The 6,663-nt window shown below is 58.1% G+C and carries 10 protein-coding genes and 2 pseudogenes; 6 read left to right on the forward strand and 6 right to left on the reverse strand.

Going from position 1 to position 6,663, the window contains the following annotated elements:
- Positions 1-196: 196 nt before the first annotated feature.
- Positions 197-547: a hypothetical protein gene (locus AC1DOC_RS21035; protein ID WP_015865911.1), complete on the reverse strand. Its 351-nt coding sequence runs from the start codon at positions 545-547 to the stop codon at positions 197-199.
- 79 nt (positions 548-626) lie between these two features.
- On the opposite strand from AC1DOC_RS21035, the gene AC1DOC_RS21040 reads away from it, so the two are divergent.
- Positions 627-914: a hypothetical protein gene (locus AC1DOC_RS21040; RefSeq protein ID WP_041945794.1), complete on the forward strand. Its 288-nt coding sequence runs from the start codon at positions 627-629 to the stop codon at positions 912-914.
- Positions 915-920: 6 nt separating this feature from the next.
- Here AC1DOC_RS21040 and AC1DOC_RS21045 read toward each other — a convergent pair whose 3' ends face one another.
- Positions 921-1,193 carry a hypothetical protein gene (locus AC1DOC_RS21045; protein WP_478130418.1) on the reverse strand — a complete coding sequence of 91 codons (273 nt, stop codon included), beginning with the start codon at positions 1,191-1,193 and terminating at the stop codon, positions 921-923.
- A 14-nt stretch (positions 1,194-1,207) separates the two neighbouring features.
- Entirely contained in the window at positions 1,208-1,684 is a 477-nt protein-coding gene (locus tag AC1DOC_RS21050) for a hypothetical protein (protein ID WP_478130419.1), read from the reverse strand.
- On the opposite strand from AC1DOC_RS21050, the gene AC1DOC_RS21055 reads away from it, so the two are divergent.
- Together AC1DOC_RS21055 and AC1DOC_RS21060 are read left to right on the forward strand one after the other, a co-directional pair.
- Positions 1,683-1,883 carry a hypothetical protein gene (locus AC1DOC_RS21055; RefSeq protein WP_015865907.1) on the forward strand — a complete coding sequence of 67 codons (201 nt, stop codon included), beginning with the start codon at positions 1,683-1,685 and terminating at the stop codon, positions 1,881-1,883. The genes AC1DOC_RS21050 and AC1DOC_RS21055 overlap by 2 nt on opposite strands.
- A gap of 21 nt (positions 1,884-1,904) precedes the next feature.
- Positions 1,905-2,345 carry a helix-turn-helix domain-containing protein gene (locus AC1DOC_RS21060; RefSeq protein WP_015865906.1) on the forward strand — a complete coding sequence of 147 codons (441 nt, stop codon included), beginning with the start codon at positions 1,905-1,907 and terminating at the stop codon, positions 2,343-2,345.
- 337 nt (positions 2,346-2,682) lie between these two features.
- Here AC1DOC_RS21060 and AC1DOC_RS21065 read toward each other — a convergent pair whose 3' ends face one another.
- Positions 2,683-3,387, reverse strand: coding sequence for a hypothetical protein (locus tag AC1DOC_RS21065; RefSeq protein WP_015865905.1), 705 nt, complete (start codon positions 3,385-3,387; stop codon positions 2,683-2,685).
- Positions 3,380-3,982 (reverse strand): hypothetical protein, encoded by a 603-nt coding sequence (locus tag AC1DOC_RS21070; RefSeq protein WP_015865904.1) that lies wholly within the window; start codon positions 3,980-3,982, stop codon positions 3,380-3,382. Before AC1DOC_RS21070 ends, AC1DOC_RS21065 begins: the two co-directional genes overlap by 8 nt.
- A 144-nt stretch (positions 3,983-4,126) precedes the next feature.
- Between AC1DOC_RS21070 and AC1DOC_RS21075 the strand changes: the two genes are divergently transcribed.
- The 3 genes and pseudogenes from AC1DOC_RS21075 to AC1DOC_RS21085 form a co-directional block, all read left to right on the forward strand.
- Positions 4,127-4,645, forward strand: a complete 519-nt coding sequence (locus AC1DOC_RS21075; RefSeq protein WP_015865903.1) for a hypothetical protein — start codon at positions 4,127-4,129, stop codon at positions 4,643-4,645.
- A complete protein-coding gene (locus AC1DOC_RS21080; protein ID WP_015865902.1) occupies positions 4,642-5,046 on the forward strand; it encodes a hypothetical protein in 405 nt (134 codons plus the stop codon). Before AC1DOC_RS21075 ends, AC1DOC_RS21080 begins: the two co-directional genes overlap by 4 nt.
- A 198-nt stretch (positions 5,047-5,244) precedes the next feature.
- Positions 5,245-5,490 (forward strand): annotated as a pseudogene (locus tag AC1DOC_RS21085) (pyridine nucleotide-disulfide oxidoreductase); the annotation flags it as partial.
- Between the two features lie 29 nt (positions 5,491-5,519).
- On the opposite strand, the pseudogene AC1DOC_RS21090 reads toward AC1DOC_RS21085, so the two are convergent.
- Positions 5,520-6,663, reverse strand: a pseudogene (locus tag AC1DOC_RS21090) (TrlF family AAA-like ATPase); the annotation flags it as partial.

Raw genomic sequence — 6,663 nt, forward strand, 5'->3', positions numbered from 1 at the left:
AGGTATGTCTGTATCGGCCTCTTGGAAGGTCGCTCTCGCCGGCGGCGCAGGACTTCGCAGATTTTTTGGCGATGGAGTTGAAGCAGCAGAACGTTGCCAGCTCCTAGAACCCCCGTGTGCGGCGGATCCTTTTTTTTGAAGGAGACTTAGCTCCTGCCCAGGCAAAGACAACGGACAAGCGTGATCGCTATCCGTGTTAGCCGCTGTCGCTGCTCACGCCCAACTCCAATCCGCCGCCTCGCAACGCAGCTTGCAGCGATGCGCTTTCCTCAGCAGAAAATCCATCGAAGTAGATCTGCAGCGTCTCCCCGCAGCTGAGAAACAGATCCTTGTCCGGCGCGGCCCAAAGCTGGATCCCATGTCCGGCCGCCGCTGCAAGGAAAGCGAAGGCTTCTTCTGGCGACATCAGGATGATTTCCTCGCCTTGATTGCTCCAGCCCGTGATCTTGGCGCTGATGGGATGCTCGAACCTCCATCCCAATATTTGCAGGACCTCAAGCAGCTGTGCGCAGCTCTCCGGCGGGAGACGGGCAATCTCTTTGGTCATGGCCAGAAATCGTAGCTGCTACGGCGCGACGCGCGAAAGTTGACCGCATCGTGAACGATTTCCAGCAGGTTGACGAACGTTGACATTCCTGTCGGCCGCGCCCGCTTACAACATCTTCTCGACAACAGGGGAGATCAAGATGAGTCAGATGGCGGTCATGGTGAGCGAGTCGGAGCCCGGCGAATTCCGCTTCTCGCTCTTGGGTTCGGTCAGCGGTCCGACCGGGCTGTTGAGCTTTCGGCCGTTCGTCTCCGACCAGACAGCGCACTCCAGCGAGATGGAAGCCTGGATTGCCGGCGCGTGCGCGGTCGCAGACTACCTTGTGCGTCCAGTCACGCGCCCAAATGAGCCGGCGCAAATTGATTGAGCGTCCTCACACAGGACGTACCGCGAAATAGGCTTCGTCGGTATCGCCCAGATCGCGAAAGCCCGCCGTTCTGGCCACGTCGAAAGCTTTGATCCAGCGCTTGGCCAGCGCGATCTCGTCTTTGGTGAGATCGCTCTCGCCCGACTCGCTCGCGTTCTGGAACGCGCGCAGCGCCGGCACCAGCTCATGGCCCAGTTGCCGGTCGAGCTCACGCCGGAAGCGCTGCTCCGCCACCTTGACCGCCTCGGCCGCCGAATGCGGATAGTCCGCGAGCCGCACCGTTCGGCAACGCGTTACGCACTTCCACCGAGCCCGGAACCACCGCGGCGCGATGGCCAGCGCTGCAGCGCCTTGGCGATCATTTCGCCGTGGCGCTGCGCCTCCAGCCGAGCCGCCTTCGCATCGGGCGGGGCGGGCCGCGGCACCGGCCGGCAGAACCAGCGCTGCGGGTAGGTGTCCGTCTTGATGTTCTTGAGCGCCCGTCCGCGCGGATTGATCTCGGTGCCTTCGATGAAGAAGCCGCCGCGTACCTCGAGCATGGACGCGCGGTTGAGCAACGGGATCACATAGCTCTCCTGGTCGTCGGCCAGCAGCATGGCGATCATCAGGCTGCGGCCCGGGCGCGGGTCATGGATGCGCGGCACGTAGAGCAGCTCTCCGATGCGGCGCGTGTGCTTCACCRCCTCCTTGGTGGACAGCGCCTGGCCCTCGAACCGGTATCTAAACACTTCGCAGTACACCTGTATGAATATACAGTAGTATGGCGGCATGGAAGACGACATTCCGACCGATCTGTGGATCTACTACTGTGCGCAGCAGCTCAAGCGCCATTGGCGGACGGTGGATCCTGAGCAGCTAGAGGAGCTGGCCACCGACCTGGCTTGCGAGGCGCATCTGCGCACGCTGTCGCCGAGGGCGGCGGCACTCAAATGGCTCGAGCCGGTGATGACGCCAGGAGAGGCCAGGTAGCTGGAACGGCACAATGCGCCGATGCCAAACATAGCCTCGATCCTCAAAGCCGAAATCTCCCGCGTCGCTCGCAAAGAAGTGCGCGTCGAGATCGAAACCCTCAAGAAAGCATCAGTCGCGCATCGCGCCTCGATTGCCGAACTGCGTCGCCAGGTGAGCGCGCTTGAGAAGGAGCTGCGTCGTGTCGCGAAGGGCGCGGCGCGGTTCGAGGCGGCGCCTGGTTCAGACGCTGAAGCGGCAACGGGCACGAAGCGCCGCTTCAGTGCAACCAGGTTGGCTGCGCATCGGGCCAAGCTCGGGCTGTCCGCGGCGATCTATGGACGGCTGGTAGGCGTCTCCGGGCAGACGATTTACCACTGGGAACAAGGCAAGGCACGACCGCGGACAACGCAGCTCGAAAGCCTTGCGGCAGTAAGGGACCTGGGTGCACGCGAAGTTCTGGAACGGCTAGCCACGCGTTAGCGCGGGAAGACACGAAGAGTCAGATGTCTGATTCGAAGCTACGCGCTTCAGTTGCTACTCAGCGGATTCGCATCCACTGGCAGCACATTAGGGTCGTTCGCACTTATCGACGTTGCTGGCAGGACCGATTGGGCATGTTGTACTCGTGCCAGCGGTTGTACTGTCCAGGTCTGCGGCGTGGATCGGCGTCCCAGAACTTGAAAAGAGTGTCGGTTCCAAGCGCGACGTGGTTCAGCGCGAGCCGGGATCGCCCTCTGCAAGCTCAGCCAGGGGCGTTGACCAGTCAGCGCCTCGAGCGGCGGGCCCGCGAGATTGGAAGTCTTCATTTTGAATCGAGCTAGCCGAAGACGGCGCGGCCGAGCTTGTACAGCACGACCACTGTTGCACTGCCGGCGATGACTACCGGCCACACCAGCGACATTGATGACTTCGAGTTTGCCAAGGCGAACCGGCGCGCGCTCCAAATCATCGATTTCAGCCGCCTCGTGTCGATATAGATGTTCACCTGTTGCTGATTCACGTACACGCCCCCGCCGCCCGGCAGCCACTCAGCCGTCATAGTCATCATGTGATTACCTTGGTTGATCGCAGGCATGGGTCCCGTGAAGGTCACCTTCTCGGGTCCACGGCCCAGCTGTTGGGCCAAGGTGTGCGGAACGAGTTGCGCGTACGCGGCAGAGAGTTGCGGGTGAACGTCCGCCGGAAAAGCCCCGCTCTGGAACCACTTGGTGACGTCGGTCATGTAAACATCGCCAAAGAGTTTCTTGTACCGCGACACGACGCTTTCTGTGAAGAGTCTTGTCGCTTGCTCGACCTCATCAGACCATCGATACCGCCAGCTCATGTAGCCGAGTACCACCAGCGCAGCAACCCAGACTTTCCAGGTCGATAGCTGCACCACGGCTCCGGGCGTTCCTGCTTGGCTCTTGACCGAGAAGAGCCGTTCGAGCACATCAGGTAGTGACACATCGAACCAGGCGACGCCGATGATGATGGCGCTGGTGACAACGAGGTTGCGGCGGATCTTGTCATCGTCATCCATTTTCTGCACCTTCCCCGGCCTTCAACTCGTTGGTCTGCTTCATTGAACGCTCTTCTGCCTGAGTCAGTCCGGGCAACTGCACCGCCTGCACGAGTACATCCCCCGCTCGCATGATCTCTTGATGGCGAGCTTCCATGGTTGGCGTGTGCCCGGTTCCATGGTTTCTCATACCCCCAACATCCTGCCGGACAGAAGGCGCAAGGAAGTAGGCGATCGAAAAGGCATTTCTCGCCTCAGGCTCGAGGTACAAGCAGTTTTCGTCCCACCATCGTTGGCATTCTTCCACCACCGAATTGACGTCGCCGTTCCATAGAACGCCGACCAGCTTTCTCCACAGCGTGAACGCCTCTTGATGTGCCTGCAACCTCTTATCGATCGCGGCCACGCGAAGCTGGTTGTGCGACTTCAAGGACTCCAACAACTGGGCGTTCTGGTGCTTGATGTCTTCGACGATGCGCGTGAGTTCTGGCAAGTCTTCGCGATCCGCTGCGTTTCCGCCCTTCTTCGTTCCATATCCTGTGCCGAAGCTGCGTAGGACGAGGTACGCCATGCCGATGAGGTTCAGCACGATGAGGGTGATTGCGGTAGCGACCATGTTCGAGATTCTCCTGATGCGGCATTGTCCGAGAGCCTTTTGCAGTCACCGTTCCTCGCACTGTCGCAACCCCCGAGTACACCATTTTGTTACGAGTTGCTGCACAATCCATCTCAACAAGACTCACGCAGCAGATCATCGAAAATGAAAGACCATCTCCTGCGAAATTTTTTGAGCTTCTCCGGCGCGTCGGTAGTGATCGGCGTCCTCGGATTTGTGTCTGCTGCAACGGGAATGTTTGTAGACGTGAACTCAAGTATTTCCGTCAAATGGCTTCTCTTTTTGCTGCTTGTACTCGGCACGATAATTGTCATCTTACTTAAGGTGATATTTGACATCTCAAGTCAAAACACCATCCCTGACAATTTTGAGAAGCCTTTCAAATCAATCGCTTCGGAAGAAATATTTCTTATTCACCGAAACGAAAACTTCGCGACAAGCATCGTGGTGGGCGGCTATATCGAATCCGACGAGATCGAGAGGCTCGCGTACATAGCCGTGGTCCATCACGTTCAGGCCAAGTACATCCAAATCAAGGTTGTGAAGGACATGGGTCTGCTTACGAAATTGCCAAGTACGACTGAAGAACTCCGCAATCTAACCTTCCGATCCGTGATACCAACCGACGCAATCCCTCTTCTCACCGGAACACTCACGTCATGACCCGATACTTAGGACAAGTTGTCAAGGTGCTCGATCCTTTCACGGTGGTAGTCAACATAGGCACAGATCAAGGCGTAAAGCCAGACAGCAAGTTTTTAATAGTTGGGCTTGCGGATTTGATAGTCGACCCGACTACAGGAAAAGAACTCGAGCGGCTCGAAATTGTTCGAGGCAAAGTCGGGGTGCAGCATGCCCAGCCTTCGATTGCGACATTGCGGTCGATCGAATGGGATAGATCACCAGACAGTCGAGAAATCAAGAAGGTAACGGGCCGTGGCGCAGGCGGGTTGAGTAACATTTTTGGAAATCAAGACACCGTCACGGAACTGATCACTCCAGGCGACGAAAAATTGCGCCCACTGAGTGAGATCCAAGTTGGCGATCATGTTCTTCGCGCTTAGGTTATATATGGGCGGATGCCGCACGCCGGCCCTCCCATGACGGTAGGCCTAGGGGCCAACTCCCTGCTGCGATCCTCGCGCGAGTCAGAGCTGAATAGCGTTCTTCAAGAGCCCGGCGCTCTTCGCGCGTAAAAACACGCGGTGCTGTCGATCAGGTGGTAGCACCCAGGGCTGCAGCCGTGCGGCCGCATCTCGGCCACCGCTCGCGAATTCGACGCTGTGATCTGGTGCACAGGCTTTCGCGCGGCCTTGGACCATCTCATATCGCTCGACGCTGTCGGGGACGGAAAGGTCCCGGTCGCAGGAACTCGCTCGCGCGACGTGCCCGGCCTGTGGCTGGTGGGTTATGGAGAATGGACCGGCCCGGCCTCGGCAACGCTCATCGGAGTCATGCGCGCGGCCAGAAGCACCGCGGTCGAGATCGGCGGTTTTTTGGGAGTTTGAACAGGCAGCTGCGCGCGCTCAGTGGTACTTAAGCTCACCACAGTCTCGTTGTCTAGATTCTCCTCAGGCTGATCCAGAATGATCGGATTGCGCCCCTTATCGACCAGCAAATAGAAGATGAGAAGTAGCGCGCCGCGTTGACCAGGTGACAGTTGCTCGATTTGTGCATCTTGGAAAAGCAACGAGTAACGCGGCTCAAGGAATGAAAGCCCGAAGAGCAAATCGTAAACATCGCTTGCCAGCTTGTCTTTTCTCAACACAGGGCCGATGCCGACGGTATCCTTGTTACCGCCGGACGCAGCCACGACAATCTTTCCGTGCAGCGCTTCAACGAAGCTGAGCACGTCTGCTCGCGTGTTGAAGTCGTACTCTTCGGCCAGTTTTCGTACGGTGCCGTAGCTCTCGTCTTCGCCCCGAAATTCCTTTGAGTTCTGTTTAATTAGGTCGAAGAGAGACGTCGCAACTCCGTCTGCTGAGCCACCCAGTGTCGCTTGGAACTGGAGCTTGTACTCGTCGCGGATCAGGCTGTTGCTATGGATCAAGTCTTGAACGGGTTTGAAGAGAGACTCGCGCGCCTTCCGCTGAGCATCCAGAATGTCAAAAATCTCTCCAGCCAACGTCGCGCGATGTTCCCATCGAAACCGAAATCTTGTCGAGTGGCTGGTGATTCAGTTCAATCGTCACGAGGTCAGACGCCTGCAAACCGAGAGTGGTGAGATCCGTCGCCGTGTCTTCGAGAAATTGCGTACGAGAGCGGTCGAGTAGGCGCAAGCGCTCGCGCACGTTCTGGATTGCCTTGAGCTTGCCGGCAAGTGCCAGGGCGGTGGCGGCATTCGAGGCCGCGGATTTCTCGAGGTTTTGCATCTGGTTCGAGATGGCCTCCAGCGAGGCCGCCGCTTGCTGCTGCTCGAGCGACAACTCGACGGCAGGTTTTTCCATCACCGCTGGCTTGATCTTGATGTGCTCCTCAATCTGGCGATTCTTGATGGCCAGTTGCTCTTGGATCGCACTTCGAACCTCAGGTTGAAGCTGCGTCTCGTAGCCCGCAATTTCCTGGTTCACTCTTCGCAGGTCTTTTCTGAATTCGTTGAGCTGATGTCGAAAGCTGCTCTCCTGCTCCTCGATAAGCTGGTCAAAGTCGAGTGCACCAAGGCGGATTGAAGCATCTGTGTG

The sequence above is a fragment of the Variovorax sp. 01T439_2 genome (genome assembly GCF_056398445.1).

Bases quoted from the DNA above. Each gene is read 5' to 3' on its own strand.
- AC1DOC_RS21070 (WP_015865904.1), bottom strand. From the start codon at position 3,982: ATGGTCGCTACCGCAATCACCCTCATCGTGCTGAACCTCATCGGCATG.
- AC1DOC_RS21075 (WP_015865903.1), top strand. From the start codon at position 4,127: ATGAAAGACCATCTCCTGCGAAATTTTTTGAGCTTCTCCGGCGCGTCG.
- AC1DOC_RS21080 (WP_015865902.1), top strand. From the start codon at position 4,642: ATGACCCGATACTTAGGACAAGTTGTCAAGGTGCTCGATCCTTTCACG.
- AC1DOC_RS21055 (WP_015865907.1), top strand. From the start codon at position 1,683: ATGGAAGACGACATTCCGACCGATCTGTGGATCTACTACTGTGCGCAG.
- AC1DOC_RS21035 (WP_015865911.1), bottom strand. From the start codon at position 547: ATGACCAAAGAGATTGCCCGTCTCCCGCCGGAGAGCTGCGCACAGCTG.
- AC1DOC_RS21065 (WP_015865905.1), bottom strand. From the start codon at position 3,387: ATGGATGACGATGACAAGATCCGCCGCAACCTCGTTGTCACCAGCGCC.
- AC1DOC_RS21060 (WP_015865906.1), top strand. From the start codon at position 1,905: ATGCCAAACATAGCCTCGATCCTCAAAGCCGAAATCTCCCGCGTCGCT.